Source organism: Streptomyces sp. NPDC055239 (genome assembly GCF_053606205.1).
This window is the reverse complement of sequence record NZ_JBSGRD010000017.1, coordinates 48,469-75,296: the sequence shown is the minus strand read 5'-3', so window position 1 is coordinate 75,296 and position 26,828 is coordinate 48,469. Positions and strand designations below refer to the sequence as shown.

Genomic DNA, 26,828 nt, shown 5'->3' with positions numbered 1-26,828 from the left:
GGCGCCCTCCTTCACTCTCTTTCGCCGGCTCCGGGGCTCTCGTCGGAAACGACAAGACAACGATCCGAATCCCGTGAGCATCGTCATCTACGCGCGTAGGGCGTGAGCGGCTACTCTCATCCGCGTGAACGCTTCAGTTATTCCGGACGACATCCAGGGCGACCCCTACGCCGCCGCCGACACCGCCGCCGCGCGCCTGCGTGAGCTGACGGGCGCCGAGACCCACGACGTAGCCCTTGTGATGGGCTCCGGCTGGGCTCCGGCGGTGGACGCGCTCGGCGTGCCCGACGCCGAGTTCCCCGTCACCGAGCTGCCCGGCTTCCCGCCGCCGGCGGTGGAGGGCCACGGCGGCCGCATCCGCTCCTTCAAGGTCGGTGACAAGCGCGCGCTCGTCTTCCTGGGCCGCACCCACTACTACGAGGGCCGTGGCGTCGCCGCCGTGGCGCACGGCGTGCGCACCGCGGTGGCCGCGGGCTGCAAGACGATCGTGCTGACGAACGGCTGCGGCGGCCTGCGCGAGGGCATGCGCCCCGGGCAGCCGGTCCTGATCAGCGATCACCTCAACCTGACGGCCACGTCGCCGATCGTCGGCGCGAACTTCGTGGACCTCACGGACCTGTACTCCCCGCGCCTGCGCGCCCTCTGCAAGGAGGTCGACCCCTCCCTCGAAGAGGGCGTCTACGCGCAGTTCCCCGGCCCGCACTACGAGACCCCGGCCGAGGTCCGCATGGCCCGCACGATCGGTGCGGACCTGGTGGGCATGTCGACGGTCCTCGAGGCGATCGCCGCGCGCGAGGCGGGCGCGGAGGTACTCGGCATCTCCCTGGTCACGAACCTCGCCGCGGGCATGACGGGCGAGCCCCTGAACCACGAGGAGGTACTCCAGGCGGGCCGCGACAGTGCTACCCGCATGGGGGAGCTGCTGGGCCAGGTGCTGGGCCGCATCTAGCTCTGGCGGCGGGAGCGCTTCTGCCGGGGCTGCCTTGCCTGGCGGGGCGCCGCGCGCTTTGCCTTGGCACCCCGGGTGCCCGTCGCCGTAGGGGCTTTCCCGCCCACCCGCCCGATTGCCCCGCATCATCGCGCCGAGCGCAGGAACAACCCTTCCCGATGCGGGGTAATCGGGTGGGTGGGTGGGGAACATCCGCCGCGCAGCGGCGGTACAGGAGAACCCCACCCGGGGCAATCGGGTGGGTGGGCGGGAGACATCCGTCGCGCAGCGGCGGTACAGGCGAACCCCACCCGGGGTAATCGGGTGGGTGGGTGGGAGATATCCGCCGCGCAGCGGTGGGACAGGGGAGACCCCCGACCGCGCCGGGCAGTCGCACCCCGCGCAGGGGCAGGCACCCGGGCCCAGCAATAGAACTCCGCATACGAGAGGCTGAAGAACCGTGCTGGACGACTCTGAACTCATCGCCCGCGCCCAGACCTGGCTGGCCGAGGACCCGGACCCCGAGACCCGCGAGGAACTCGCCAAGCTGATCGACACCGCGGACACCGAAGAGCTGGCCGCCCGTTTCAGCGGCACCCTCCAGTTCGGCACCGCAGGCCTCCGCGGCGAGCTCGGCGCGGGCCCCATGCGCATGAACCGCTCCGTGGTCATCCGCGCGGCGGCAGGCCTCGCCGCGTACCTCAAGTCCAAGAACCAGACCGACGGTCTCGTGGTGATCGGCTACGACGCCCGCCACAAGTCCACGGACTTCGCCCGCGACACCGCGGCCGTCATGACCGGCGCGGGCCTCAGGGCTGCGGTGCTCCCCCGCCCCCTCCCCACCCCCGTACTCGCCTTCGCCATAAGGCACCTCGGCGCGGTCGCGGGCGTAGAGGTCACGGCGAGCCACAACCCCCCGCGCGACAACGGCTACAAGGTCTACCTGGGCGACGGCTCCCAGATCGTCCCGCCCGCGGACGCGGAGATCGCCGCGCAGATCGACGCGATCGCCTCGCTCCACGACGTACCCCGCCCCGAGTCCGGCTGGGAAACCCTCACGGACGACGTCCTGGACGCCTACCTGGCCCGTACGGACGCCGTCCTGGCCCCGGACTCCCCCCGTACGGCCCGCACGGTCTACACGGCGATGCACGGCGTCGGCAAGGACACCCTCCTGGCGGCGTTCGAGCGGGCCGGATTCCCCGCGCCCGCCCTCGTCGCCGAGCAGGCCGAGCCCGACCCGGACTTCCCCACGGTCGCGTTCCCCAACCCGGAGGAGCCGGGCGCGATGGACCTCTCCTTCGCGAAGGCCCGCGAGGTGGACCCGGACCTGATCATCGCCAACGACCCGGACGCGGACCGCTGCGCGGCGGCGGTCAAGGACGGCCCCGAGGGCGCGGACGGCACAGACTGGCGCATGCTCCGTGGCGACGAGGTCGGCGCACTCCTCGCGGCCCACCTCGTACGCCGGGGCGCCCGCGGCACGTTCGCCGAGTCGATCGTGTCCTCCTCCCTCCTGGGCCGGATCGCCGAGAAGGCGGGCCTTCCGTACGAGGAGACCCTCACCGGCTTCAAGTGGATCGCCCGCGTCGAGGGCCTGCGCTACGGCTACGAAGAGGCCCTCGGCTACTGCGTGGACCCCGAAGGCGTACGCGACAAGGACGGCATCACGGCGGCGCTCCTGCTCACGGAGCTGGCGTCCGAGCTCAAGGAGCAGGGCAGCACGCTGCTCGACCTCCTCGACGACCTGGCCGTTGAGCACGGCCTGCACGCCACCGACCAGCTGTCGGCCCGCGTGGAGGACCTCTCCCTGATCGCGGACGCGATGCGCCGCCTGCGCGAGCAGCCGCCGACGGCGCTCGCGGGCCTGCCGGTGACGAAGGCCGAGGACCTGACGCAGGGCACGGACACGCTGCCGCCCACGGACGGCCTGCGCTACACGCTCGACGGGGCCCGCGTCATCGTGCGCCCGAGCGGTACGGAGCCGAAGCTGAAGTGCTACCTGGAGGTGGTGGTCCCGGTGACGGCGAAGGCCGACCTGCCCGCCGCCCGCGCCAGGGCGACGGACCTCCTCGCGGCGATCAAGCGCGACCTGTCGGCGGCCGCGGGCATCTGAAGGGCCGAGGGACACCCGTCCGGGTGGTTCCCCCGACGCAGCTGCCGCAGCGATCCGTGCGCTGCCGGTCCCCCGGGAAGGGTGACCGGCAGCGCACGATCACGTTCCGGGAGCTGCCGCAGTGCCGTACGGACCTACCCCAGACACCACGACCTCCCCCTCGACCATCCCGCCACCCGCCGCCGCCCCCGGGATCGTCCACCACCCGGCCCGCCACACTCCGAACCGCGCCGCCCGCGCCCTTCGGCACGCATCCCCGGCGCTCCTCGCCTACGCCGCCGTACGCCTCCTCGGTGTCCTGGTCTTCGCCCTCTGGGCACGCAGGGAGCACCGGGACGTCTGGCACCTCCTGGCGGAGTCATGGGACTGCGACTGGTACCTGAAGATCGCCGACACCGGATACGCGCACACCCTTGGCACTCAGATCGACGCGAACAACCTCGCGTTCTTCCCGCTGCACCCCCTGCTCATCAGGGCGGGCAGCGTGCTCGTGCCGGAGCCGCGCGGGGCCGTGGGGCTCGCGATCGCCGTCGTCTGCTCGTTCCTCGCGGCGTGGGGGATCTTCGCGGTGGGCGAGCGCCTGTACGGACGCAGGGCGGGCGTCCTGCTCGCCGCGCTCTGGGGCTCGCTCCCCGTCGCGCTCGTGCAGTGGATGGGCTACACGGAGTCGCTGTTCACGGCACTCACCGCGTGGGCGCTGTACGCCGTACTCACCGGGCGCTGGATCTGGGCGGGCACGCTGGCCGCGCTCGCGGGCCTGACCCGCCCCACGGGTGTCGCGCTCGCGGCCGCGGTCTCCCTGACGGCGCTGCTCACGCTGTGGCGCCGGCGAAGGGAGGACAGGGAGGACAAGGGCCGCCGTATCGCGGTGCGCACCCTCCTGGGCGCCCTGCTCGCCCCGCTCGGCTGGCTCTCGTACGTCGCCTGGGTGGGGTTCCGGCTCGGGCGCTGGGACGGCTACTTCGCCGTACAGGCGCTGTGGCACAACGAGTGGGACGGCGGTCTTGGAACCCTGCGGACCGTGCGGGACCTGCTGTCGGTGGAGCGTCCGCAGCTGTTCCTGATGATGGTGACGGCGACACTGCTCGCGTCCGCGGCACTGTTCGTCCTGTCGGTGGGCGACCGGCAGCCGCTGCCCCTGCTGCTCTTCACGGGGCTGCTGCTCCTGATCGTCCTCGGGAGCAAGGGCGTCTACTTCCCCCGGGCCCGCTTCCTGCTCCCCGCCTTCCCCCTGCTCCTGCCGCTCGCGGCGGCACTGGCACACGCGCGCGTGCATGTGGCCGTCACAGTGATGGTGACCGCGGCGCTGACGTCGGCGGCGTTCGGCGGCCACATGCTGCTGGGCTGGCACGGCCCGCCCTGAGCGCGAGAACGCGCTTAACCGACCGCCAGAAGCACCGCGAGCAGCACCGCCCCGACCACGGCAGGGGCGATGACCTCGTAGCCCCAGCGCACCGCGGGCTCGCCCTGCGCCGACTCCGCGCCGACACGCTGCTCGGAGAGTTCGCGCAGGTCGTCCATGATCTGGTCGCCGGCCGCGCGGAGGGAGTGCGCCTCAGCGGGCCGCCGCGCGTTCGCGACGCTCGGATCACCGGCGGCCGCCCCCTGCGACTTCCTCCGGGAGGCCTTCTTGCGGCCGCGCAGGGAGACCGGGATGGCCCAGATCTGGTACTTGGTGCCGGACTGGGTGAAGACCTCGTTCGAGTATCCGGAACGGAGACCCGAGACGGACGCCCACGGCAGCGTGATGGTCCTGAAGGGGTTCCGGATGCGGAGCCGGTCGTCGTTGGCGTACACGGCGGGGCGCACGGTGAAGGCGACGACGAGCGGCACCGCGAGGAGCAGCCCGGCGAGCGCGAGCCACGGGGTGCGGCCCTCGCCCCGGATCATCGCGTCGATGCCGAGCCAGCCGCCGAGGGCGAGCAGCAGGACGCCTCCGGCGATACCGCCGGACGACCGGAAGGTCCGGTCCTTGTACTGGGGCTCCGCCACGGGGGGCTGGGGGTCGGTCATACCCCTGATTCTGCCTGAACCCGCCGGGAGCCCTAAGGGGGCGCCCTCCAGAAGCGACCACGGCCGGCGGGCACGACCAGCGGGCAACCCACTCGTCACCCGCCCCCTGTACAGCCGCTACGCGCGTAGATATGCTCCCCTCGTGACCATGCCCACTGCACCCGCAACTCCGCACGCACTGACCGACGCCACCGCGTCGGACCGCACGCTGCGCCGCTTCCTCCACGGGCTGCCCGGCGTCGACACGGTCGGCCTCGAGGCACGCGCCTCGGCGCTCGGCACGCGTTCGATCAAGAGCACGGCGAAGGCGTACGCCATCGATCTCGCCATCTCGATGATCGACCTGACGACGCTGGAGGGCGCCGACACCCCGGGCAAGGTCCGGGCGCTCGGCGCGAAGGCCGTGAACCCGGATCCGACCGACCGCGGCACCCCGAAGACAGCCGCGGTCTGCGTCTATCCGGACATGGTGGCCACCGCCAAGGAGACCGTCGGCGACAGCGGCGTCAAGGTCGCCTCCGTCGCGACCGCCTTCCCCGCGGGCCGCGCCGCCATCGAGGTGAAGCTCGGCGACGTCCGCGAGGCCGTCGCGGCGGGTGCCGACGAGATCGACATGGTCATCGACCGCGGCGCCTTCCTCGCGGGTGACTACATGACGGTGTTCGAGCAGATCCGCGCCGTGAAGGAAGCCTCCGGCGAGGCCCGGCTCAAGGTCATCTTCGAGACCGGCGAGCTGGCGACGTACGACAACATCCGGCGCGCGTCCTGGATCGGCATGCTCGCGGGCGCGGACTTCATCAAGACCTCGACGGGCAAGGTCGGCGTCAACGCGACCCCCGCGAACACCCTCCTGATGCTGGAAGCCGTGCGCGACTTCCGCGAGCAGACCGGCGTGCAGATCGGCGTGAAGCCCGCGGGCGGCATCCGCACCTCCAAGGACGCGATCAAGTTCCTCGTCCTGGTGAACGAGACGGCGGGCGCGGACTGGCTGGACAACCACTGGTTCCGCTTCGGTGCCTCATCGCTCCTCAACGACCTGCTGATGCAGCGCCAGAAGCTGGCCACGGGCCGCTACTCCGGCCCCGACTACGTGACGGTGGACTGACCCATGACTTCCTCACCTTCGGCTTCCACAGCCTCGGCTTCCGCAGCTTTCGAGTACGCCCCCGCCCCGGAGTCCCGCTCCGTCGTCGACATCGTGCCGTCGTACGGCCTGTTCATCGACGGCGAGTTCGTGGAGGCGGCGGACGGCAAGGTCTTCAAGACCGTCTCGCCCTCCACCGAAGAGGTCCTCTCCGAAGTCGCGCAGGCCTCCTCCGAGGACGTCGACCGCGCGGTGAAGGCCGCCCGCAAGGCCTTCGAGAAGTGGTCGGCGCTTCCGGGCGCCGAGCGCGCCAAGTACCTCTTCCGTATCGCGCGGATCATCCAGGAGCGCAGCCGCGAGCTGGCCGTCCTGGAGACCCTCGACAACGGAAAGCCCATCAAGGAGACGCGCGACGCCGACCTCCCCCTGGTCGCCGCGCACTTCTTCTACTACGCGGGCTGGGCCGACAAGCTCGACCACGCGGGGTACGGCGCGGACCCGAGGCCGCTCGGTGTCGCGGGCCAGGTCATCCCCTGGAACTTCCCGCTCCTGATGCTGGCCTGGAAGATCGCCCCGGCCCTCGCCACGGGCAACACGGTCGTCCTGAAGCCCGCCGAGACCACTCCCCTGAGCGCCCTGTTCTTCGCGGACATCTGCCGCCAGGCGGGACTGCCCAAGGGCGTCGTCAACATCCTTCCCGGGTACGGCGACGCGGGCGCCGCCCTCACCGCCCACCCGGACGTGAACAAGGTCGCCTTCACCGGCTCGACCGCCGTCGGCAAGGCCATCGCCCGCCAGGTCGCGGGCACGGACAAGAAGGTCACGCTCGAACTGGGCGGCAAGGGCGCGAACATCGTCTTCGACGACGCCCCCATCGACCAGGCCGTCGAGGGCATCGTCACCGGCATCTTCTTCAACCAGGGCCAGGTCTGCTGCGCGGGCTCGCGCCTCCTCGTACAGGAGTCGGTCCAGGACGAGGTGCTCGACGCCCTCAAGCGGCGTCTGACCACCCTGCGTCTGGGCGACCCGCTCGACAAGAACACGGACATCGGCGCGATCAACTCCGCCGAGCAGCTCGCCCGTATCACCGCGCTCACCGAGACGGGCGAGGCGGAGGGCGCCGAGCGCTGGTCCGCCCCGTGCGAACTGCCCTCGTCCGGCTACTGGTTCGCGCCGACGCTCTTCACGAACGTCACGCAGGCGCACACCGTCGCCCGCGACGAGATCTTCGGCCCGGTGCTCTCGGTCCTCACCTTCCGCACGCCGGAAGAGGCCGTGGCCAAGGCCAACAACACCCAGTACGGCCTCTCCGCCGGCATCTGGACGGAGAAGGGCTCCCGCATCCTCGCGGTCGCCGATCGCCTGCGCGCGGGCGTCATCTGGGCCAACACGTTCAACAAGTTCGACCCGACCTCGCCCTTCGGCGGCTACAAGGAATCGGGTTACGGCCGCGAGGGCGGCCGCCACGGCCTGGAGGCTTACCTCGATGTCTGAGCGTTTGAGTGTCTTCAAGACCTACAAGCTGTACGTGGGCGGGAAGTTCCCGCGTTCCGAGAGCGGCCGGGTGTACGAGGTGACGGACTCGAAGGACAAGTGGCTGGCCAACGCCCCGCTGTCGTCCCGCAAGGACGCGCGTGACGCCGTCGTCGCCGCGCGCAAGGCGCAGGGCGGCTGGGCGGGCAAGACGGCCTATCTGCGCGGCCAGATCCTCTACCGCGTCGCGGAGATGCTGGAGGGCCGCAGGGACCAGTTCGTCCGTGAGGTCGCCGAGGCGGAGGGCCTGTCCAAGTCCAAGGCCGCCGCCGTCGTGGACGCGGCGATCGACCGCTGGGTCTGGTACGCGGGCTGGACCGACAAGGTCGCCCAGATCGTGGGCGGCGGAAACCCTGTCGCGGGCCCCTTCTTCAACCTCTCGTCGCCAGAGCCGACGGGCGTGGTGACGGTCGTCGCCCCGCAGAAGTCGTCGTTCCTGGGCCTGGTCTCGGTGATCGCCCCGGTGATCGCCACGGGCAACACGGCCGTGGTGATCGCCAGCGAGGACTCCCCGCTCCCGGCGCTCTCGCTCGGCGAGGTGCTCGCCACCTCCGACCTGCCGGGCGGCGTCGTGAACATCCTGTCCGGCAGGACGGCGGAGATCACCCCGTCGCTCGCCGCGCACCAGGACGTGAACGCGATCGACCTCGCGGGCGTCGAGGACGACGTACTGGCGAAGGAGCTTGAGGTCGCCGCAGCCGACAACCTCAAGCGCGTCGTCCGTCCACAGCCTGTGGACTGGTCGGCGGACCCGGGCACGCACCGCCTGACGGCCTTCCTGGAGACCAAGACGGTCTGGCACCCCACGGGTTCGCTGGGCGCGTCCGGCTCTTCGTACTGAGGCCTGCCGCCCACACCGAACCACTCGCCGCACAACGAAGCCCCGGCCCTCCTCCGTCCAGGAGAGCCGGGGCTTCGCCCTTTCAGCGCGCGTCAGATGCCGAGCCGGGCCGCGATCCCGTCCAGGACGCAGTCGAGGCCCGTCTCGAACGTCCAGGTCGCGTCGTCCTTGCGCCGCGACCGCAGACCGTAGCGCCGGTACGTGGGGTAGCGGCCGGTCTCCATGAGGTACGTCATCTGCGGCGCGAGGCCCATGCGGGTCTCGGCCCCCGACGACCAGCCCTCGGCCTGCGTCCACTCGAGGAGGGCCACCTCGGACGAGGCCGCGCCGTGCGCGTAGGCGCTGACCGTGCGGAAGGCCATCATCATCGTGTCCTCATCGAGCCCGAGGCCGTCGAGGGACGCCAACTGCCGCTCGGCGATGGCCATCCGGCCCGGGGTGAGCACGAACAGAGCCGTGGGCAGCTGACCCACCCACGGGTGGCGCAGCATCATCTCCCGGGTCAGCAGGGCGAAGGTCCGCAGCACCTCACGCCACTCGGTCAGCCCCTCGGGGATCCGGTGCTCGGCGGCCACCCGCTCGGCCATCAGCGCCCATAGGTCGTCCTTGCCCGAGACGTGCCGGTACGCCGCCATGGGCGCGACCCCCAGCTCGGTGGCGAGCCGCCGCATGGTGACGGCGGCGAAGCCCTCCGCGTCGGCGACCTGCACGGCCACGGCACCGATCCGGTCCAGGGACAGCGACGCCCGTGGCGCGGCCACCGGCTGTTCGAGGCGCTCCCAGAGCGACTTGTCCGGCGCCGCCTTGCCGTCCTTCTTCTGGCCAGCCACAGCCGGGCCCCTCTCTCGGATCGTCGAGTCGTCAAAACGCCGGAGCGTGAGCGTGAGCGTACAACGTATCCCACAGTAGACGCTGTACACATTACGCGTGTACGTTGTACGCAGCTCGATACGTCGTACACATCCAAGCGTTCCCAGGGGGATCCTCATGTCCAGCAGCAGCCGAACCAGCAGCCCTCTCCGCGTGGCCGTCGTCGTCGCCAGCACCCGCGAGGGCCGGTTCGCACCGGTCGTCACCCGGTGGCTGACCACCCACCTCGACCAGCGCGACGACATGACCACCGATGTCGTCGACCTCGCCGAGACCCCGCTGCCCACCGTCTTCCCCGCCTTCGGACAGCCGCCCGCACCCGGCACCGAGGAGGCGCTCGCCCTGGTCTCGCCGCGCCTCGCGGCGGCCGACGCGTTCCTCTTCGTCACGCCGGAGTACAACCACAGCTTCCCGGCGTCCCTGAAGAACGCCGTCGACTGGCACAACACGGAGTGGCACGGGAAGCCGATCGGCTTCGTCTCCTACGGCGGACTCTCCGGCGGCCTGCGCGCGGTGGAGCAACTGCGCCTGATCATGGCCGAGTTGAACGCCACGACCATCCGCAACACGGTCAGCTTCCACAACGCCTTCGGCCGCTTCGGCGAGGACGGCTCCGTCGACGACCCCACGGTCGACACGGCGGCCAAGGCGCTGCTCGACCAACTGGCCTGGTGGGCGCACGCCTTGCGCGACGCAAAGTCCCGCACCCCGTACGCCGCCTGACCCGACGCCACTTCACACCAGGGGGGAACCGAACCATGACCCAGACCACGGAAGCGACGAACGCACCGGGCCCTGCGGACGCCGGACCACCGCCACCCGAAGAGCGCGGACCCTCGAAGCTCGTCCTCTTCGGACTGCTCCTCGGCCTGATGCTCGGCTTGCTCGACGGCACGATCGTGGGCACCGCCCTGCCGACGATCGTCGGTGACCTCGGCGGCCTCGACCACCTCTCCTGGGTGGTGACGGCCTATCTGCTCACCGCCTCGGTCTCCACGCCCATCTGGGGAAAGCTCGGCGATCTGTACGGACGCAAGGGCAGTTTCATCTGGTCCATCGCCGTGTTCCTCGCGGGCTCGGTACTCTCCGGGCTCGCCCAGGACATGGGACAGCTCATCGCCTTCCGCGCCGTGCAGGGCCTCGGCGCGGGCGGTCTGATGGTCGGCGCCATCTCGATCATCGGCGTCATGCTGCCGCCGTCACAGACGGGCCGCTCACAGTCGATGGTCGGCGCGATGATGCCCGTGGCGCTGGTCGGCGGGCCGCTGCTCGGCGGCTTCCTCACCGACCAGCTCGACTGGCGTTGGGTCTTCTACGTCAACGTGCCCGTCGGCGGACTCGCCCTGCTCATCATCGGCCTGCGCCTGCACCTGCGCACCGAGCGCGTCACGGCCCGCATCGACTTCGCGGGCGCCGCCCTGCTCTCCACGGGCATCCTCGCCCTGACGCTGCTCGGCAGTTGGGGCGGGACGACGTACGGATGGGCGTCGCCGCAGATCCTCGGGCTCGGCGTGATCGGCGCGGGGTCCCTGATCTGGTTCGGGCGGGTCGAGCGGCGGGCCGCCGAACCGATCATCCCGCCCCGGCTCTTCGCCGACCGCAACTTCACGCTCGCCCAGGTCCTCACGTTCCTGGTGGGCGCGGCGATGCTCGCGGCGTCCGCCTACCTGCCGCAGTACATGCAGTTCGTACGCGGCGCCTCCTCGACGGCAAGCGGCATGCTGCTGCTCCCGCTGATGGCGGGCATGTTCGGGGCGCAGCTCCTGCTGGGCCGGATCACGTCCAACGGCGGCGGCTACCGCGCCTACACCATCGTCGGCGGCGCGGCGACGGCCATCGGCGGCCTCGCGCTCCTCGCGGTCGGCGCGGACACCCCCACCGCCGTGACATCCGCCCTGACGCTCGTGCTCGGCGCGGGCATGGGCTTCCTGATCCAGAGCACCCTGCTCATCACCATCAACAGCGCGGAGCCGCGCGACATGGGCGCCGCCACCGGCACCACCACCCTCCTGCGCACGATCGGCGGCTCGCTGGGCATCGCCGTCATGGGCGCGGTCTACGCGAGCCGCCTCACGTCGGGCGGCATGCCGGACGGCGGCACCTCGTGGACGCCCGAGGCGGTCCATGAGATGCCGGACGAGGCACGGGAAGCGGTGCGCACGGCCGTCACCAGCGGCATGCACGGCGTGCTCCTCGGCGCCGCGCTGCTCGGCGCGCTGGCCTTCGCGGTGGCGTGGCTGGTGCGGGAAGTCCCCCTGCGGAAGGACTGACAGGGGGTGCCTCCACGCCAGGGACCAGCCGGACGAAATACGGGACTAGCCGGGCAGCAGCGTCGTGGCCTGGCCCACGAGGGGCAGCTCACCCAGCGACGCACCCTGCGTCAGCGGGGCCGTCAGCGGCGCCGTCGAGACCGGCTTGAAGTCAGCGATCTTGGTGCCCACCGCGTTGTCCAGCGGGTCGGACCCGGTGCCCGCGAGCGGGTTGAGCTTCAAGTCCTTGATGGGCCCGAGCCCACCGGCGGTGACCTCCTGCATCGCCCTGAGCACCCCCTCACCGGCCGCAGGCAGGTTGTCGGACGCCTGGGGCGCGGGTGCGGGCGCGGGTGCGGCGCTCGCCGTCGCCGCGCCGCCGATGCCGAGTGCCGTGCCCGCGATGCTCACCGTCAGACCCGCGCGCAGCAGGGCGCGGGAGAGGTGCTTGGAGGCTGTTGCGTGCCGTGCCATGGGTACCGCCCATATCCTCTTGAGTAATCAGATGCCCACGTAGCGTAGTTGAGGTGGGATGCGGGTACCAAAGCCCTACCCGTCGGGTCGCCTGGGCGGCTCAATGCCGCACACTGGTCTCTCGTGAGTTCCCATCTCCCGATACCCACCCGAGTCGTACTGCTCGCCGGCCCCTCCGGTTCAGGCAAGTCGTCGTTCGCCACCCGCTCCGGACTGCCCGTCCTGTGCCTCGACGACTTCTACAAGGAGGGTGACGACCCGACCCTGCCGCAGGTCCCCGGCAGCACGGACATCGACTGGGACTCTCCCGCGTCCTGGGACGCGGACGTCGCCCTCGCCGCCATCGAGCGGCTGTGCCGTACGGGACGTACAAGCGTTCCTCTCTACGACATCTCCACCAGTTCGCGTACGGGCGAGTCCTCGATGGACATCGAGCGCACACCCCTCTTCATCGCGGAGGGCATCTTCGCGGCGGACATCGTGGAGCGGTGCCGGGAGATCGGGGTGCTCGCCGACGCGATCTGTCTGCGTGGCCGGCCCTCCACCACCTTCCGGCGGCGGCTTCTGCGCGATCTGCGCGAGGGGCGCAAGTCCGTGGCGTTCCTGCTGCGTCGCGGGTGGCGGCTGATGCGCGCCGAACGCGCCATCGTCGCCCGGCAGACCGCCCTTGGCGCTCATCCCTGTGGAAAGGACGAGGCCTTGGGGCGACTTGCCGCCGCCGCGGCCGGACGGTGCGTCAAGGCGCGCGGAGCCGTGCTCTAGGCACCAAAAGCAGAGGGACCGGAAAGACCCCCCGGCCTTCCGGTCCCGCCACTTGTTACCCCCGTGATCCCCGTTTTCCCCCGTGGACCCCGTTCCCCCCTGCTACCGCCACTTCCCCCCGGGAGCGGCGGCCCCCGTGATCCCTAGGCGACCAACTCGCCGAAGGACTCTTCCTGGTCACGGCCGAAGCTGAGGACCTCGTCCTCGCGCATCCGGCGCAGGGAGCGCCAGATGCTGGACTTGACCGTGCCCACACTGATGTCGAGGATTTCCGCGATCTCGGGGTCCGTGCGGCCCTCGTAGTAGCGCAGGACCAGCATCGTCCGCTGCAGTTCGGGGAGGTGGGCCAGGGCCTGCCAGAGAACCGCGCGGAGTTCGGTGCCACGCATCGCGTCCGTGTTGACCGCCGTCTCCGGCAGCTCCTCGGTCGGGTATTCGTTGAGCTTGCGGCGCCGCCAGGCGCTGATGTGCAGGTTGGTCATGGTGCGGCGGAGGTATCCGCCGACCGCGGCCTTGTCGCTGATCCTGTCCCAGGCCCGGTACGTCGAGAAGAGGGCGCTCTGGAGCAGGTCCTCGGCCTCGAAACGGTCACCGGTCAGGTGATAGGCGGTTGCGTACAGGGAGGCACGACGCTCCTGGACGTAGGCGGTGAACTCCGCCTCCGACGCTGATGTGCGTTCCCCCGTGTCCTCCCTGTACGCGGCTCCCCCGTGAGCCTCACCTTGGGTTTCCCCTCGGTACGCGTCAACCACCGTCATGTACGCGGTGTGCTGACGCCCGGTGCCGCGAGCGCACCCCCGCCCGCTCACGGCACCGGACTTCTCGTGCCTCTCGGCGGTCCGGATCACGTCGTGGAGTCGCGTGATTACTGCGCTTGAGCTGGTGCTGTGCAGCGTGTTCATCTCGCGCCCCCCGTCGGTGGTGTCCGGCTTCTTCCGTGTGACCAAAACTCTGCCCGACCGACTTCATGACGGTGTCCGCCGACTGTCACAGGCCTGCAACAGCGGTTCCATGTGTGAGGGAGAAGTGTGGGATGGGGTACCGACCAGCCCTTTGAGAGCCCGGGGAACGACCAAGAGTCGAACTGTGACCGTGCCATGGGACAGAATGACGTCCGTGCCTTCCCTGTTGCTGATTGAGGACGACGACGCCATCCGAACGGCCCTTGAGCTTTCGCTCACCCGCCAAGGGCATCGGGTGGCTACTGCTGCCACCGGCGAGGACGGCCTGAAGCTGCTCAGTGAGCAGCGGCCGGACCTGATCGTGCTGGATGTGATGCTGCCGGGCATCGACGGATTCGAGGTGTGCCGTCGCATCCGGCGCACCGACCAGTTGCCGATCATCCTGCTGACCGCGCGCAGCGATGACATCGACGTGGTCGTCGGGCTCGAGTCCGGTGCCGACGACTATGTGGTGAAACCCGTGCAGGGCCGGGTGCTCGACGCCCGTATCCGTGCGGTCCTTCGCCGCGGTGAGCGCGAGGCCAATGACGCGGCGGCGTTCGGTTCGCTCGTCATCGACCGCGCCGCGATGACCGTCACGAAGAACGGCGAGGATCTGCAGCTCACACCGACCGAGCTGCGGCTGCTCCTCGAGCTGAGCCGCAGGCCCGGACAGGCGCTCTCGCGACAGCAGTTGCTGCGTCTGGTGTGGGAGCACGACTACCTCGGTGACTCACGGCTCGTCGACGCGTGTGTGCAGCGCCTGCGCGCGAAGGTGGAGGACGTGCCGTCCTCGCCGACGCTGATCCGTACGGTGCGTGGAGTCGGCTACCGGCTGGACACGCCTCAGTGACCAAACCGCAGGACAGGCTCCGCGGTTGGGCCGCGGCGCGCAAGGCCATATTGGCGGGGCTCCGTTTCACGAGTCTGCGGCTCAGGCTCGTCGTGGTGTTCGGGCTCGTGGCGCTCACCGCCGCCGTGACGGCCTCCGGAATCGCGTACTGGCTGAACCGCGAGGCGGTCCTGACCCGCGCGCAGGACGCGGCTCTGAAGGACTTCCAGCAGGAGATGCAGACCCGCGCCGGCGCGCTGCCGCCCAATCCGACCCAGGACGAACTGCAGCAGGCAGCCGGGACGATGGCCAACAGCAGCCAGCGCTACAGCGTGCTCCTGATCGGGCAGGACGCCGACGGTGACACGATCGTCGGCTACTCCGACCTGGACGCCTTCACGCTGGCCGACGTACCCAAGTCGCTGCGCAAGACGGTGAACAAGGAACAGCCGCTCACCTCGAGCAACAAGAGTCCGTACCACCTGTACTGGCAGCGGACCGTCGACAACGGCACCCCGTACCTCGTGGGCGGTGCCAAGGTGATCGGCGGCGGGCCGACCGGTTACATGCTCAAGTCCCTGGAGCCGGAGGCCAAGGACCTGAGCTCCCTTGGCTGGTCGCTCGCGATCGCCACCGGGCTCGCGCTGATCGGTTCCGCGCTGCTCGCGCAGGCCGCGGCGACCACCGTGCTCAAGCCGGTGCACCGGCTCGGGGTCGCCGCGCGACGGCTCGGCGAGGGCAAGTTGGACACCCGCCTTCGGGTGTCGGGCACGGACGAACTCGCCGATCTGTCACGGACGTTCAACCGGACCGCGGAGAGCCTGGAGAAGAAGGTCGACGACATGAGCGCCCGTGACGAGGCGTCGCGGCGCTTCGTCGCCGACATGTCGCACGAGCTGCGTACGCCTCTGACCGCGATCACCGCGGTGACGGAGGTGCTCGAGGAGGAGCTGGACGCGGAGACCGGCAGCGTCGATCCGATGATCGAGCCCGCCGTGCGTCTGGTGGTCAGCGAGACCCGCCGCCTGAACGACCTGGTGGAGAACCTGATGGAGGTCACCCGCTTCGACGCGGGCACGGCCCGGCTCGTCCTGGACTACGTGGACATCGCCGACCAGATCACTGCCTGCATCGACGCCCGTGCCTGGCTCGACGCGGTCGAGCTCGACGCCGAGCGCGGCATCATGGTGCGGCTCGACCCGCGCCGCCTCGACGTCATCCTGGCGAACCTGATCGGCAACGCCCTCAAGCACGGCGGTTCCCCGGTGAAGGTCTCGGTGCGGCTCGCGGGCGAGAAGCTCGTCATCGCGGTACGCGACGGGGGCCCCGGCATCCCCGAGGACGTACTGCCGCACGTGTTCGACCGGTTCTACAAGGCGAGCGCGTCCAGGCCGCGTTCGGAGGGCAGCGGTCTGGGGCTCTCCATCGCCCTGGAGAACGCGCACATCCACGGCGGCGAGCTCACCGCGGCGAACTCGCCGAAGGGCGGCGCGGTGTTCACGCTGTGGCTGCCGCGCGATCCGTCGGATCTGCTCGACGAGACGGACGAGGGCACGGACGGTGACGACGCCGTCGAGGGGGAGAAACCATGAACCGCCGACGGCTGCGTGCCGCCCTCGTCGCCGCCGCGCTGACCGCGACGCTCGCAGGCTGCGGGATCCGCTCGACGGAGGTGCCCACGGACTTCGGTCCCGGGCCCTCCCGTGTGCCCTGCGTGATGTCCGGGTCGAGCATCGCGTCACAGTCCACCAGCGGAATCCCCGTACAGGTCTTCCTGGTGTGCGCGGCGCAGCTCGTGACCGTCGACCGTTCGGTGCGGATCCCCACCGAGAAGGCGGCGACCGACCGGGTCCGCATCGCGCAGGCGCTCCTCGACGAGCTCGCGCACACCCCGTCGAGCCCGGAGAAGCAGGCGGGCTTCGCGACGGACGTACGCGCGGGGACGGTCATCAGCGGACCCCGGAAGGGGGACCCCGAGGACGCGCTGCGGTTCAGTACGTCTCCCGATGACCTGTCGGCGTTCGCACTGGCTCAGATCGTGTGCACGTTCGCGGACAGCGCGGCGGCGGACGACGACCGCCAGGTGATCATGGGCGGCCCCGGCGACGACCCGCTGCGCCGCTACGAATGCACCCAGGCGGTCCGCCAGCGCCCGGGAACGGTGGCTCCGCCCACCGAGACGGTGAAGTAGCCGAACAAGACAGTCACCCTGTGCGATCAGGACAGCGCCGCGTACCGGGAGGAGATACGCGGAACCGATCCTGCCACCAGGTGCGTCTTGGGGGACGTGCGTCAAGGCTCGGGCGGCCACGGGGCTGCCATTCGCTTCCGTGCGACAGGAGGATTCCTCCTCGTCGCACATCTTCTGCTCGTCGCGTGGCTCACGCTGCGTCCACTGGACGTGCCCTGGGTCAGCGCGGCGAACCTTCAGCCGTTCGCCGGCATCAAGGCGGATCTGGCACTCGGCCCTGTCGAGGCGACCCGCCATATCGGCGGCAGTCTGCTGCTCCTCGCCCCGCTCGGGCTGCTGCTCCCGCTCGCCGGGGGGCGGGTCCATGTCTCGCCGCTCGGTTCGCTGGTGCGAACTGTCGCGGCGGGCGCGCTGATCTCGATGGGCATCGAACTGCTGCAGACCGGGGTTCCCGGGCAGGTCGTCGACATCGACTCGCTGCTCCTGAACACGGTGGGCGTGGCCCTCGCGCACGTCGCCGTGGTCCCCGCGGTCAGGGCCAGACTCCGCCGCCGTGGTGACGTGGAGGACCGGGTGCCCCTCCTTCGGGAGGACGCTCCTCAGGGTCCGACCCCGACGATTCCCAGGGTCGGCATCGCACCCTAGAGCGACGCCTCGCCCGCTTCGTGAACGTAGCTTTGAGTCATCGGGGTAAACGCCCCGAACGACTTCATACCGACGGTTCACGAAGGAGCCCTCATGACCGCCCTTGCCCGCCCCAGGAACGGCCGGATGATCGGCGGAGTCTGTGCCGCCCTCGCCCATCGCTTCGGCACATCGGCGACCACGATGCGCGTGATCTTCGTAGTCTCGTGCCTTCTTCCCGGACCGCAGTTCCTGCTCTACATCGCGCTCTGGGTCCTGCTGCCCACCGAGGGCAAGACCTCGCAGGCCGCCTGGTGAACCGGCGGCCTCCGCTGCCACATATGTACGCCGATGGGGCGCATCCTCGACATGAGGGTGCGCCCCATCGGCGTACGCCGTGACCGGCGAGGATCAGCCGAGCGGCAGACCGTCGAGCGGCAGACCCTGCAGCGGCAGACCCTGGGTGGGCAGGGCGCCAGAGACCGGCAGGCCGCCGAGCAGACCGGCGACCGGGTCGGCGGGCTTGACCGACCGGTCGGCGGCGGGCTTGGTGCTCTCGCCGAGCTTCGCGACGGTCGGCGCTGCGGCCTCCAGGGTGCTGCCGACCGCGTTCTGGCCCGCGGCTACCGCCTCGGGGCCACCGGCGGGCAGGTTGTCGGCGACCTGCTCGACGGGCAGCATCGAGGTGGCGGAGCCGAGCGCGTTCGTGGCGTCGGGCAGGCCCGGAGCGGCGGTGGCGACACCGGCGCCGGCGGCGGCGAAAGCGGCGCCGAGAGCGGCGACACCGAGGGTCTTGACGGCAGACTGCTTCATCTTCAATGCGTCCTTGATGACGGGGACTTTTGAGCGGCCCATGACCGTAAACATGTGAAGGGGCAGTCCGCAAACAGCGAAACAGCAAAAGCGCGGCCGGGAATTAATGTTCCCGGCCGCGCCCGCATCGCCTCAATTTCTGTTACACATCGACAGAAGCCCTGGTAGAGGCGGTCTGGCGGAACAGCCATTCGGACTTCAACTCGGCATATCCGGGCTTGATCACGTCATTGATCATGGCCAGGCGTTCATCGAAAGGAATGAACGCTGATTTCATCGCATTGACTGTGAACCACTGCATGTCGTCGAGCGTGTAGCCGAATGTGCCGACCAAATGCTCGAATTCACGGCTCATGCTGGTGCCGGACATCAGACGATTGTCGGTGTTCACCGTGGCCCGGAAGTGCAGCTTTCGCAGCAGACCGATGGGGTGTTCGGCGTACGAGCTCGCCGCACCCGTCTGGAGATTGGAGCTGGGGCACATCTCCAGGGGAATGCGCTTGTCCCGTACGTAGCTGGCGAGGCGGCCGAGCTTCACGGTGCCGTCGTCGGCGACCTGGATGTCGTCGATGATCCGCACGCCGTGGCCGAGCCGGTCGGCGCCGCACCACTGCAGGGCCTGCCAGATGGAGGGAAGACCGAAGGCCTCACCGGCGTGGATCGTGAAGTGGTTGTTCTCGCGCTTGAGGTACTCGAAGGCGTCGAGGTGACGGGTGGGCGGGAAGCCCGCCTCCGCGCCCGCGATGTCGAAGCCGACGACGCCCAGGTCGCGGTAGCGGTTGGCGAGTTCGGCGATCTCCAGGGCACGGGCCGCGTGCCGCATGGCGGTGAGCAGCGCGCCCACGCGGATGCGGTGTCCTGCCTCCTTCGCGCGCCGCTCGCCTTCCCGGAAGCCCTCGTTGACGGCCTCGACGACCTCTTCGAGGGTGAGGCCCTGCTCCAGGTGCTGCTCGGGGGCGTACCGGATCTCGGCGTAGACGACGCCGTCCTGCGCGAGGTCCTCGGCGCACTCGGCCGCCACGCGCTTGAGGGCGTCCTTCGTCTGCATCACCGCGCAGGTGTGGGCGAAGGTCTCCAGATAGCGCGGCAGCGAACCGGAGTCGGCCGCTTCCCTGAACCAGATCCCCAGCTTGTCGGGGTCGGTCTCGGGCAGCCCCTCGTAACCCGACTCACGGGCGAGGTCGACGATCGTGCCGGGGCGCAGGCCGCCGTCGAGGTGGTCGTGGAGGAGCACCTTCGGGGAGCGGCGGATCTGTTCGGCGCTGGGCGTTTCGCGGTCCGTCTGACCGGCTTTGGTGGTCTGGCTCGTCATCTCGGCACTCTAGCGCCTACGCGCGTAGATCACCCGGGAGATCTCACGGGTCGATACGTAACAGTGACCCCGCGGACGGGTGGCGTACACCATCGCTTCTGACACTGTTCTGTCATGGCACAGCAAGCGACGCCCGATTCCGCGCGCGCGGCCAGGCTCGGGCGCGTGATCGGCACCCGTCCTTCGGCGGTCAGCGGCGCGGTGCTGCTGCTCCCCGGCGGCCACGAGACCTCAGCCCGCAAGCCGTCCCCGTTCGCCGCCAACGCGGTGCGCGCGCTCGGCCGCAAGCTCGCCCAGGACGGCCGCGGCGAGGGGCTCGCCGCGCACGTCGTGCACTACCGCTACCGGGGGTGGAACGGCGCGCAGGCACAGCTCGCGCGGGACGCGGAGTGGGCGGCGGACGAGGTCACCCGGCTCTACGGCGATGTCTCCATCTGCCTCGTCGGCATGGACATGGGCGGCCGGGCCGCGCTGCGGGCCAGTGGGCACGACGCGGTCAACTCCGTTCTGGCACTGGCCCCTTGGCTGCCCGAGGACGATGTGGCCGCGACCCCCGAGCCGGTGAAGCAGCTCGCGGGGCGGCGGGTCCTGATCGTGCACGGCACGAACGACGAGCGGACCGATCCGGAGCTCTCCTTCCGGCTCGCGGAGCGGGCGAAGAAGGCGAACCGGGAGGTGTGCCGGTTCGAAGTCCACTCCGACGGGCACCGGTTGCATCAGCACCATGATGAAGTCCAGGCGCTGGCATCGGACTTCGTCATGGGCTCGCTGTTCGGCCACGCGTACGCGCGCCCGTTGGAGGACGCGCTCGCGGCTCCGCCGCCGCTGGGGCTGCGGATGCCGCTCGCATCCGGCTTCGGGCGGTCGCTGAGGCACTGAGCGGTATGCGGGGCGTGCGGACTGTTCAGCGTGCGAGGGAGACGGCGAAGGGCTGGAAGCCGTTGCCGCGCAGCACGTGGGGGACGAGCAGGACGAGCGCTTCGGTGGCGCGTGCGGTGGTGATGTCGCCGAGGTCCTCGATCCAGCCGGGCTGCCAGCCCAGGTCGGCGAGGAGAGCGGCGGTGACGGTCTTGGCGTCCGCGTCGTCGCCGGACAGATAGGCGGTGGGCGGGGTGGACAGGGACGCGGGGGCGGTCATGACCGGGAAGAGCATGGTGTTGAGCGTCTTGACGACGCGGGTGGCGGGCAAGGCCTGTTGGAGCTGCTCGGCGAGGCTGCTTCCGGGGTAGACGAGGTCGGCGGGGAGTCCGTCGGGGCTGTGGCTCGTGGCGTTCGAGACGTCGATGAGGATCTTGCCGGACAGTTCGGCGTCGAGGGCGCAGAGCCGTGCCAGGGCGCTGTCGCCCGGGGTCGCGTTGATGACGATGTCGGTGGTGGCGGCCGTGGTGCGCTGGTCGGCGAGGCGGACCGTACCGGCCTTGGCTTCTTCCGGTTGCTGCCGGTGGCCGAGGGTGACCTCGTGCCCTGCGGCTGCGAGCGTACGGGCGAGGCCGCTGCCGACGCGGCCCGCGCCGAGGATGCCGATGCTGGTCATGTCGGGGTGCTCCTTGCGTTTCTACGGGGTACGGGTAATGGCGGGTGCCGGGTGATCAGGCGAGCGGGGAGAGGATCCTGACGGTCTCGGCGTGGATGCCGGGGGCGGCGGCCAGGAAGTCGGGGCTGTTCAGGCTCCACGGGTTGCCGTGGGTGTCGGTGACGGCGCCTCCGGCCTCGGCGACCAGCAGGGCGCCTGCGACCAGACCCGAACGCACGTCGGAGAACTGCCAGAAGGCGTCCATACGGCCCGCGGCGACGTGGATCAGCTGCAGGGTCGCGGGTACGGAGACGCGGACGACGAGGCCGTTGATCAGCATCTGTGTGACGGACGAGCCGATCCGGCGGAACGTGTCCTCGTCCTCCCCGGGCCGCGCCTGGCCCGTGCCGGTCAGGGCAGCGCCCAGGTCGGTCTTGGCCGACACCCGCAGCGGCACGCCGTTCAGGTGGGCGCCGTGTCCGGCGACGGCGGTGTAGTCGTCGCCGGTCAGCGGAAGGTGGACGACCGTGAGGACCGGCTCGTTGTCGCGTACGAGGGTGGCGGTCACGGCCCAGTCCGGCATGCCGTGGACGTGGTTGATGTTGCCCTCTGCCGGGTCGACGACCCACCACTCCCCCGACGGGAGCGCGCCGCCCGCGAGTTCGTCCTCGGCCCAGTTCGATCCTGGCCGGGAGGCGAGCAGCGGCGCCTTCAGGACGTCGAGCACCGCGTCGTCGTTGGCGTGGATCTCCGCGACGATCTCTTCGGTGCTGGTGCCGCGGGCCTGCGGGGTGTAGCGCTCGCGCAGCAGATCACCGGCCGCGCGGACGGCGGCGGTGACGGTGGACAGGCCGGCGCTGAGGTCACTGGACATGAGTGCTCCCACGGGAATCGGATCGGGGTTGAGGGGCGGTGCGATGCGATGTGCGTCGTGCCGCGGTCCGTTTCTCGAAGGTAGGCAGCCCGTGGATTAACAGCAAGTGCATGCTTGTAAGCCCTAGAATTACCCCCATGCAACTGGATCTGAATCTGCTCACCGCGCTCGACGCGCTCCTGGAGGAGGGCAGCGTGGCGGGCGCCGCCGCCCGTCTGCACGTCACGTCCCCGGCGATGAGCCGGACCCTGGGACGGATCCGCCAGACCACCGGCGACCAGATCCTGGTCCGCACCGGCCGGACGATGGTCCCGACCCCGCACGCCCTGGAGCTGCGCGCGCAGGTCCACGACGTCGTCCACCAGGCCCACCAACTCCTCAGCAGGGACAGGGAACTGGACCTGACCACCCTGAGCAGGACCTTCACCGTCCGCTGGCACGACGCGCTGGCATCGGCATGCGGCCCCGCCCTGCTCGCCGCCGTCCACCGCGAGGCCCCGGACGTACGGCTGCGCCTGGTGGCCGAGTCGAACTCCGACACCCCGGAACTACGGCGCGGTGAGGTCGACCTCGAATCGAGTTCCGCCGAGCCCTCGGCACCCGACATCCGCCATGAACTCGTGGGCGAGGACCGCCTCGTCGTGGCGGTCCGCCCCGGTCACCCGCTGACCGACGGGCCCCTCACCCCCGAGCGCTACGCGGCGGCCGGGCACGTCACCGTCTCCCGGCGCGGACGTCTGCGCGACCCCGTCGACGACGCCCTCGCCGCCCTCGGGCTCGAACGCCGGGTCGTCGCCGCGACCCCGAGCGCGGCAACGGCGCTCCCCCTGGTCCTCGACACCGACCTCGTCGTCACCCTCCCCCGGGCCGTCACCGCATCCGCCCTGGGCGACCTCGGCCTGCGGACGCTGCACCTGCCCCTCACCATGCCGCCGATCCCCTTGCACCTGGTCTGGCACCAGCGCCACGACAACGACCGCGCCCATGCGTGGCTGCGCGCCCAGGCACGCTCGGCTCTGCAGTCCCTGGCTATTCGGGCAGCAGCTTCCCCCTCCTCCCCAGCAGGAACTTCTTGAATGCCGCCACCGGCGGAGTGTCCGGGTGGCCGTCCAGCCAGGCCACGCCGATCTCGCGCACCGCCCGCTGCCCCGTCACCGTCAGCTCCACGACTCCCGGCCGGGGGACGGCCGGTGGCGGCAGGAGGGCAACCCCGAGACCCGCCGCCACCAGGCCCCGCAGTGTCTCCGCCTCCTCCCCCTCGAACGCGACCCGCGGCTTGAAGCCGGCCTCCTGGCAGAGGTCGTCCGTGATGCGGCGCAGGCCGTAGCCGGGTTCGAGGGTCACGAAGGCCTCGTCCGCCGCCTCCGCGAGACGGACCCGCTTGCGGGAAGCGAGGCGATGGTCGTCCGGCACGACGAGGCGCAGGCGCTGCTCGTCCAGGCGGCGGGCGACCAGGTCCGGCGCGTCCGGCACGGGCGAGGTCAGACACAGGTCGAGCTCCCCCGCCCGCAGTCGCTCGATCATCGCCTCCCCGTAGTTCTGTACGAGGCTGAAGCGGATCCGCGGATGGTCCGCGCGGAAGGCGCGGATCAGGCCGGGCACGGTCTCCGACCCCATGGTGTGCAGGAACCCGAAGGCCACCTTGCCCGACGCCGGGTCCGCGTCCGCCCGTACGGACTCCGCCGCACGCTCCACCTCGCCGAGCGCCCGTTCGACGGAGCCGAGGAACGTACGGCCCGCCGGGGTCAGGGACACCGTGCGGCCGTGCCGTGCGAACAGGTCGACGCCCAGGTCCTGTTCGAGGCGTACGAGCGCACGCGAAAGGGTCGACTGCGGCACCTGCATCTCCTGCGCGGCCCGCGTCACGTGCTCCGTCCGCGCGACGCCCGCGAAGTACGCGAGGCGCGGCGAGAGCAGCGCGGACCAGGACTCCGGGGTCAGCCCGGCCGGCGACGGCACCGGTCCTGTAGCTGCCGCGCCGATGTCTCCTACGTAACTGCTCTGCGACAGACGCCGCTCTGAACTGCGCTCATGCACCATGGGAACGATTATGGCCAGTCCATGCATTGGACGGATGAGTCATGTGTGCCTACGTTCGACACATGCCTCCTGCCAGTAGCGGGGCGTCCGTCACCCACGCGGCCGCCCTCCCCCCGTCGTCCCCGGACATCGAAGCCACGGATGCCACGGATGCCTCCGAGCCCACCGACACCCGCCTGAACCCCGGCGGCCCCGGTTACCGCCGCATGAGCTTCGCCCTCTTCCTCGCGGGTGTCGCCACCTTCGCCCTCCTCTACTCCACGCAGGCGCTGCTCCCCCTCGTCTCCGCCGACTTCGGCGTCAGCGCGAGCTCAGCGAGCTGGACGGTGTCGGCCGCCACCGGCGCCCTCGCCCTCTTCGTACTGCCCCTGAGCGCGCTCAGCGAGCGGTTCGGGCGGCGGACGCTGATGACCGTCTCACTGACGGTCGCGGTGGTCGTGGGTCTCCTCGTCCCCTTCGCTCCCTCCATCGGCGTGCTGATCGCGCTGCGGGCCGTGCAGGGCGCGGCCCTCGCCGGGCTTCCGGCGTCCGCGATGGCGTTCCTCGCGGAGGAGGTCAGGCCCAAGGCCCTTGTCGCCGCGATCGGCATGTTCGTGGCGGGCAACTCCATCGGCGGCATGAGCGGGCGCATCATCACGGGCTGGGTCGCGCAGGCATGGGGCTGGCGCGCGGCCGTGGGCGTGGTGGGTGTCGTGGCCGTCCTGTGCGCCCTCGCCTTCCGCGCGCTGCTCCCCGCGCCGCGCCACTTCACGCCGGGCTCGCTCAACCCCAAGGCGCTCGGCAGGACCATCCGTTCACACCTCTCCAACCCTCTGCTGTGCAGGCTGTACGCGATCGGCGCACTGTTCATGACGGTGTTCGGCGCGGTCTACACCGTGATCGGCTACCGCCTCACCGAGGAGCCCTTCTCCCTCCCCCAGGGCATCATCGGCTCGATCTTCCTGGTCTACCTCGTCGGTACGGTCTCGTCGGCCGCCGCGGGGAAGCTGGTGGCGCGGCTCGGCAGGCGCGGGGCGCTGTACCTGGCGGTGAGCACGACGGCGGGCGGTCTGCTGCTCTCCCTGTCCGACGCGCTCGGCATGGTGCTTCTCGGGCTCGTCCTGATCACCGCGGGCTTCTTCGCGGGGCACGCGGTCGCCTCGTCGTCCGTGAGCCGTACGGCAACTGCGGGGCGTGCGCAGGCTTCGGCGCTCTACCAGTCCGCGTACTACCTGGGCTCCAGCGCGGGCGGCACGCTCGGCGCGGTCGCCTTCCACGCGGGAGGCTGGGCGGGGACGGTGGGCCTGGGTCTCCTCGCGGTGCTCGGCGTCGCGTCCATCACCGTCTGGGGGTCGCACGCGGCTCGCGCCCAGGAGCGGCGGGGGCTCGTGGCGGCGCACTAGCGGCACTGGACTGGTCCTCTCCCGCCTGCGGGTTTTCCTACTCCGGGGGCCGTTGTCAGTGGGCTGCGGTAGCTTCCGAAGTGCTGGGGACTTCCGTGGCAGCCGCAGGGGTGGGTTGGGATGACTGACATCGCAGGCACGACGTCGGAACTGGACGTCACGCTGGAGAAACACCGGGTCGAACTGACCGGGTACTGCTACCGCATGCTGGGCTCGGCGTTCGAGGCCGAGGACGCGGTGCAGGACACGATGGTGCGGGCCTGGCGGAGCTTCGAGAAGTTCGAGGGCCGCTCCAGCCTCCGGTCGTGGCTGTACAGGATCGCGACGAACGTCTGCCTGGACATGCTGAACGCGGGCAACCGCCGCGCACGCCCCATGGACCTGAGCGCGGCGGCGCCCCTCGCCCAGGCCGCGCTCACGCCCCGCCCGGACAACGTGTGGCTGGAGCCGATGCCGGACGCGCGCATGCTGCCGTCCCTCAGCGACCCCGCAGAGGCGGCCGTGGCGAAGGAGTCGGTGCGGCTCGCTTTCGTCGCCGCCCTGCAGCAACTGCCGCCCAAGCAGCGGGCGGTGCTCATCCTGCGCGAGGTCCTCGCGTGGAAGGCCAGCGAGGCGGCCGAGCTCCTCGACACCTCGGTGGCCTCCGTCAACAGCGCGTTGCAGCGGGCGCGGGCGACCCTCGCCGAAGCCCCTGCCGACGACACCGCCGTATCCGATCCGCTGAACGAAGAGCAGCAGAAGCTCCTCGAGCGGTACGTGGCGGCCTTCGAGGGCTATGACATGGCGGCGCTGACGGCGCTGCTGCACGAAGACGCCGTCATGACGATGCCCCCGTTCGACCTGTGGCTGCGCGGCACTGCCGACATCACGGGCTTCATGTCGACCATCGGCGCGTCCTGCGCCAACAGCCGCCTGTTCCCGGTCGACGTCAACGGCACGCCGGGCTTCGCCCACTACAAGCCCGACCCGGAGAAGGGTGGGTTCGCGCCGTGGGCGGTTCAGGTCATCGAGATCTCAGAGGGGCGGATCGCGGGCTTCCACTGCTTCCTGGACACGCCCCGGTGGTTCCCGCTGTTCGGCCTGCCGCTCCATCTCGACGACAAGGCCGAGTAGTTCGACGAGACCGACGAGGCCGAGCAGGGCAAGCAGCGCGGGGGACGGATTTCTGAGCCGGATCCGGCCCCCCGCCCTGCGGGCGGCGAGGTGCAGTCGGGCGATGACGTCGACCGTCGCGAGGTCGGCGGTGGTGACGGCGGCGACGTCGCAGATCACGTCGTCACCGCCGCCGGGGCGGTGCCGGGCGGCGGCCACCCGGTCGCACAGGTGCGGGATGTCGCCTGCGCGCAGGGGGCCCTCGATCCGGATGAGGTTTTCCTCGGTGAGGTTCTCTTCGGGAGCAGCCATGCAGGGTTGACCGGTGGGGCGGCCGGAACTCA

Annotated in this window: 28 protein-coding genes; 18 read left to right on the top strand and 10 right to left on the bottom strand. The window is 70.6% G+C overall.

All coding sequences use genetic code 11. The features are described 5' to 3' along the window. Positions 1–124 precede the first annotated feature (124 nt). The 3 genes from ACWFRJ_RS38690 to ACWFRJ_RS38680 all read left to right on the top strand — a co-directional run bounded on the left by ACWFRJ_RS38690 (position 125) and on the right by ACWFRJ_RS38680 (position 4,407). A complete protein-coding gene (locus ACWFRJ_RS38690) occupies positions 125–949 on the top strand; it encodes a purine-nucleoside phosphorylase (protein WP_453542289.1) in 825 nt (274 codons plus the stop codon). 442 nt (positions 950–1,391) lie between these two features. Then, entirely contained in the window at positions 1,392–3,044 is a 1,653-nt protein-coding gene (locus ACWFRJ_RS38685) for a phospho-sugar mutase (RefSeq protein ID WP_453542585.1), read from the top strand. Between the two features lie 121 nt (positions 3,045–3,165). Continuing rightward, a complete protein-coding gene (locus tag ACWFRJ_RS38680) occupies positions 3,166–4,407 on the top strand; it encodes a glycosyltransferase family 39 protein (protein ID WP_453542286.1) in 1,242 nt (413 codons plus the stop codon). 14 nt (positions 4,408–4,421) lie between these two features. Here ACWFRJ_RS38680 and ACWFRJ_RS38675 read toward each other — a convergent pair whose 3' ends face one another. After that, positions 4,422–5,057: a PH domain-containing protein gene (locus ACWFRJ_RS38675; protein WP_453542283.1), complete on the bottom strand. Its 636-nt coding sequence runs from the start codon at positions 5,055–5,057 to the stop codon at positions 4,422–4,424. Between the two features lie 148 nt (positions 5,058–5,205). Here ACWFRJ_RS38675 and deoC point away from each other — a divergent pair, with 148 nt between their 5' ends. Genes deoC through ACWFRJ_RS38660 form a run of 3 tightly spaced genes read left to right on the top strand, consistent with a single transcriptional unit; the run spans position 5,206 to position 8,515 of the window. After that, the gene (gene deoC, locus ACWFRJ_RS38670; protein ID WP_453542582.1) at positions 5,206–6,162 is read left to right on the top strand and encodes a deoxyribose-phosphate aldolase; all 957 of its coding nucleotides are present in this window, start codon (positions 5,206–5,208) and stop codon (positions 6,160–6,162) included. Between the two features lie 3 nt (positions 6,163–6,165). Then, complete coding sequence (locus tag ACWFRJ_RS38665) at positions 6,166–7,635, top strand: aldehyde dehydrogenase family protein (RefSeq protein WP_453542280.1); 1,470 nt, start codon at positions 6,166–6,168, stop codon at positions 7,633–7,635. Next, the gene (locus tag ACWFRJ_RS38660) at positions 7,628–8,515 is read left to right on the top strand and encodes an aldehyde dehydrogenase family protein (RefSeq protein WP_453542277.1); all 888 of its coding nucleotides are present in this window, start codon (positions 7,628–7,630) and stop codon (positions 8,513–8,515) included. Before ACWFRJ_RS38665 ends, ACWFRJ_RS38660 begins: the two co-directional genes overlap by 8 nt. A 92-nt stretch (positions 8,516–8,607) precedes the next feature. Here the strand turns inward: ACWFRJ_RS38660 and ACWFRJ_RS38655 are convergent, their stop codons facing one another. Further along, positions 8,608–9,345: a TetR/AcrR family transcriptional regulator gene (locus tag ACWFRJ_RS38655; RefSeq protein WP_453542274.1), complete on the bottom strand. Its 738-nt coding sequence runs from the start codon at positions 9,343–9,345 to the stop codon at positions 8,608–8,610. 157 nt (positions 9,346–9,502) lie between these two features. Here ACWFRJ_RS38655 and ACWFRJ_RS38650 point away from each other — a divergent pair, with 157 nt between their 5' ends. Both ACWFRJ_RS38650 and ACWFRJ_RS38645 read left to right on the top strand, forming a co-directional pair. Then, complete coding sequence (locus ACWFRJ_RS38650; protein ID WP_453542272.1) at positions 9,503–10,108, top strand: NADPH-dependent FMN reductase; 606 nt, start codon at positions 9,503–9,505, stop codon at positions 10,106–10,108. Positions 10,109–10,143: 35 nt separating this feature from the next. Continuing rightward, positions 10,144–11,655, top strand: coding sequence for an MDR family MFS transporter (locus ACWFRJ_RS38645; RefSeq protein WP_453542270.1), 1,512 nt, complete (start codon positions 10,144–10,146; stop codon positions 11,653–11,655). Between the two features lie 45 nt (positions 11,656–11,700). On the opposite strand, the gene ACWFRJ_RS38640 is transcribed toward ACWFRJ_RS38645, so the two are convergent. After that, on the bottom strand, positions 11,701–12,108 hold the full coding sequence (locus tag ACWFRJ_RS38640; protein ID WP_453542267.1) for a hypothetical protein: 408 nt from the start codon (positions 12,106–12,108) through the stop codon (positions 11,701–11,703). A gap of 123 nt (positions 12,109–12,231) precedes the next feature. Here ACWFRJ_RS38640 and ACWFRJ_RS38635 point away from each other — a divergent pair, with 123 nt between their 5' ends. Next, positions 12,232–12,870, top strand: coding sequence for a uridine kinase family protein (locus ACWFRJ_RS38635; protein WP_453542265.1), 639 nt, complete (start codon positions 12,232–12,234; stop codon positions 12,868–12,870). Positions 12,871–13,013: 143 nt separating this feature from the next. Here the strand turns inward: ACWFRJ_RS38635 and ACWFRJ_RS38630 are convergent, their stop codons facing one another. Beyond that, positions 13,014–13,772, bottom strand: coding sequence for a SigE family RNA polymerase sigma factor (locus ACWFRJ_RS38630; protein WP_453542262.1), 759 nt, complete (start codon positions 13,770–13,772; stop codon positions 13,014–13,016). 214 nt (positions 13,773–13,986) lie between these two features. Between ACWFRJ_RS38630 and afsQ1 the strand changes: the two genes are divergently transcribed. From afsQ1 to ACWFRJ_RS38605, 5 genes are all read left to right on the top strand, one after another. Beyond that, positions 13,987–14,664 (top strand): two-component system response regulator AfsQ1, encoded by a 678-nt coding sequence (gene afsQ1, locus ACWFRJ_RS38625; protein WP_266873095.1) that lies wholly within the window; start codon positions 13,987–13,989, stop codon positions 14,662–14,664. Further along, a complete protein-coding gene (locus ACWFRJ_RS38620; protein ID WP_453542258.1) occupies positions 14,661–16,235 on the top strand; it encodes an ATP-binding protein in 1,575 nt (524 codons plus the stop codon). The genes afsQ1 and ACWFRJ_RS38620 overlap by 4 nt, the downstream gene beginning before the upstream one ends. Further along, positions 16,232–16,834, top strand: coding sequence for a hypothetical protein (locus ACWFRJ_RS38615; RefSeq protein ID WP_453542255.1), 603 nt, complete (start codon positions 16,232–16,234; stop codon positions 16,832–16,834). Before ACWFRJ_RS38620 ends, ACWFRJ_RS38615 begins: the two co-directional genes overlap by 4 nt. A 96-nt stretch (positions 16,835–16,930) precedes the next feature. Further along, a complete protein-coding gene (locus tag ACWFRJ_RS38610; RefSeq protein WP_453542252.1) occupies positions 16,931–17,479 on the top strand; it encodes a VanZ family protein in 549 nt (182 codons plus the stop codon). 93 nt (positions 17,480–17,572) lie between these two features. Further along, complete coding sequence (locus ACWFRJ_RS38605) at positions 17,573–17,776, top strand: PspC domain-containing protein (RefSeq protein ID WP_453542249.1); 204 nt, start codon at positions 17,573–17,575, stop codon at positions 17,774–17,776. Between the two features lie 93 nt (positions 17,777–17,869). Here ACWFRJ_RS38605 and ACWFRJ_RS38600 read toward each other — a convergent pair whose 3' ends face one another. Both ACWFRJ_RS38600 and ACWFRJ_RS38595 read right to left on the bottom strand, forming a co-directional pair. After that, positions 17,870–18,271, bottom strand: coding sequence for an ATP-binding protein (locus ACWFRJ_RS38600; RefSeq protein ID WP_453542246.1), 402 nt, complete (start codon positions 18,269–18,271; stop codon positions 17,870–17,872). Between the two features lie 142 nt (positions 18,272–18,413). Beyond that, positions 18,414–19,583 carry an adenosine deaminase gene (locus ACWFRJ_RS38595; protein WP_453542243.1) on the bottom strand — a complete coding sequence of 390 codons (1,170 nt, stop codon included), beginning with the start codon at positions 19,581–19,583 and terminating at the stop codon, positions 18,414–18,416. 114 nt (positions 19,584–19,697) lie between these two features. Between ACWFRJ_RS38595 and ACWFRJ_RS38590 the strand changes: the two genes are divergently transcribed. Further along, entirely contained in the window at positions 19,698–20,462 is a 765-nt protein-coding gene (locus tag ACWFRJ_RS38590; protein WP_453542240.1) for an alpha/beta hydrolase, read from the top strand. Positions 20,463–20,487: 25 nt separating this feature from the next. On the opposite strand, the gene ACWFRJ_RS38585 is transcribed toward ACWFRJ_RS38590, so the two are convergent. Both ACWFRJ_RS38585 and ACWFRJ_RS38580 read right to left on the bottom strand, forming a co-directional pair. Further along, positions 20,488–21,117 carry an NADPH-dependent F420 reductase gene (locus ACWFRJ_RS38585; RefSeq protein WP_453542237.1) on the bottom strand — a complete coding sequence of 210 codons (630 nt, stop codon included), beginning with the start codon at positions 21,115–21,117 and terminating at the stop codon, positions 20,488–20,490. A 55-nt stretch (positions 21,118–21,172) separates the two neighbouring features. Beyond that, entirely contained in the window at positions 21,173–21,970 is a 798-nt protein-coding gene (locus tag ACWFRJ_RS38580) for an inositol monophosphatase family protein (protein WP_453542234.1), read from the bottom strand. A gap of 137 nt (positions 21,971–22,107) precedes the next feature. Here ACWFRJ_RS38580 and ACWFRJ_RS38575 point away from each other — a divergent pair, with 137 nt between their 5' ends. Then, positions 22,108–23,046: a LysR family transcriptional regulator gene (locus ACWFRJ_RS38575; protein ID WP_453542231.1), complete on the top strand. Its 939-nt coding sequence runs from the start codon at positions 22,108–22,110 to the stop codon at positions 23,044–23,046. Here the strand turns inward: ACWFRJ_RS38575 and ACWFRJ_RS38570 are convergent. After that, the gene (locus tag ACWFRJ_RS38570; RefSeq protein WP_453542228.1) at positions 23,000–24,010 is read right to left on the bottom strand and encodes a LysR family transcriptional regulator; all 1,011 of its coding nucleotides are present in this window, start codon (positions 24,008–24,010) and stop codon (positions 23,000–23,002) included. The genes ACWFRJ_RS38575 and ACWFRJ_RS38570 overlap by 47 nt on opposite strands. A 62-nt stretch (positions 24,011–24,072) precedes the next feature. Here ACWFRJ_RS38570 and ACWFRJ_RS38565 point away from each other — a divergent pair, with 62 nt between their 5' ends. Beyond that, entirely contained in the window at positions 24,073–25,392 is a 1,320-nt protein-coding gene (locus ACWFRJ_RS38565; RefSeq protein ID WP_453542225.1) for an MFS transporter, read from the top strand. A gap of 120 nt (positions 25,393–25,512) precedes the next feature. Beyond that, positions 25,513–26,505 (top strand): sigma-70 family RNA polymerase sigma factor, encoded by a 993-nt coding sequence (locus ACWFRJ_RS38560; RefSeq protein WP_453542222.1) that lies wholly within the window; start codon positions 25,513–25,515, stop codon positions 26,503–26,505. Here the strand turns inward: ACWFRJ_RS38560 and ACWFRJ_RS38555 are convergent. Further along, entirely contained in the window at positions 26,407–26,796 is a 390-nt protein-coding gene (locus ACWFRJ_RS38555; RefSeq protein ID WP_453542219.1) for an STAS domain-containing protein, read from the bottom strand. The genes ACWFRJ_RS38560 and ACWFRJ_RS38555 overlap by 99 nt on opposite strands. Between the last annotated feature and the right edge of the window lie 32 nt (positions 26,797–26,828).